The 1,042-nt window shown below is 76.9% G+C and carries 1 pseudogene; it reads right to left on the reverse strand.

Annotation, left to right across the window (positions count from 1 at the left end):
• Window positions 1-80: 80 nt before the first annotated feature.
• Window positions 81-1,042: pseudogene (locus KBX53_RS33995) on the reverse strand (DNA polymerase Y family protein); the annotation flags it as partial.

Here is a 1,042-nt window from a genome sequence, read left to right on the forward strand (position 1 = left end):
GGTGAGTCATCACGCTCATCAGGACGTCTGTTCCCCGGCCAGCGCGGAGCCAGCCGACGCCGGGCAGGGATCGACCTGACTCAGTCATAGATCGCCTCCACCAACCACTGCCCCGACTCCACGGCCAGCAGCAGGGCAGCACCGTCGGCCAGGCTGACCTGGAACCGGGCCCGGCGGCGGGCCTCGGCCGGCGCCCACCAGCGCTCGTCCACCGGCCACGGCCCGGCCCAACCCACGATCTCCGCTGGCTGACCGGTGCCGACCACCAGTCGGGCGGGCGCGGCGCTCACCGCCAACCGCGCGCTGATCACCACCGGCTCGCCAGCGGCGTCGTGCACGGTCGCGGCGAGCGGACTGGGCAGCACCACGGCGGGCGCGGGCGGCGGCAGCCGGCCCGGCCACGGCGGGGTGCCCTCACCAGCCCTCGCGCCGGCCGGCGGGCCGGGCCGGGCCGGGAGTCGTTCGTCGCCCCACGGCACCAGTCGCACCTGGTCGGCCGGAGAACGCCCACCACCGAGCACCGCGGTGACCACCGCTTCCGGGCCGAGGATGCCCTGCACCCGGCTCAGCGCCCGGTGCGCGCGTTCCCGCTCCTCGCCGGTCTCCCCCCAGAGACCGGCCTGCAGACCGGCCTGGGCGATCACCCCGTCCGGGACCAGTCGCAGCCGGATGATGCCGGCGGTCGGCCGGGCCGCGCGGGCACCGGCACGACCGTTGCTGCCGGAGAGCCACCCGTCGAGCTGCCAGCGCACCCGGTCGGCGATGGCCGCGGCGGTGAGCAGGCCATCGTGCCGCCACACCCGGTGCAGCTCCTGCCCGTGCTCGGTGACCGCCTCGATGCCGAGCCGGGTGCAGGCCAGCCCGTGCCCGGCCAGCCGCTCGTGCAGCTGCTCGGCCAACGCCCGGGCCACGAACGCCGCCGCGTCGACCCGGTCGATCGGCTCGTCGTGCTCCGAGGTCACCGTCAGGTCGGCCGGCGGCTGTCGGACGGCGAGTGGGCGGTGGTCCCGCCCGGCGGCCAGCCGATGGGCCAGCGCACCGT

It is taken from the genome of Micromonospora sp. M51, assembly GCF_018070305.1.
Lineage (GTDB): Bacteria > Actinomycetota > Actinomycetes > Mycobacteriales > Micromonosporaceae > Micromonospora > Micromonospora parva.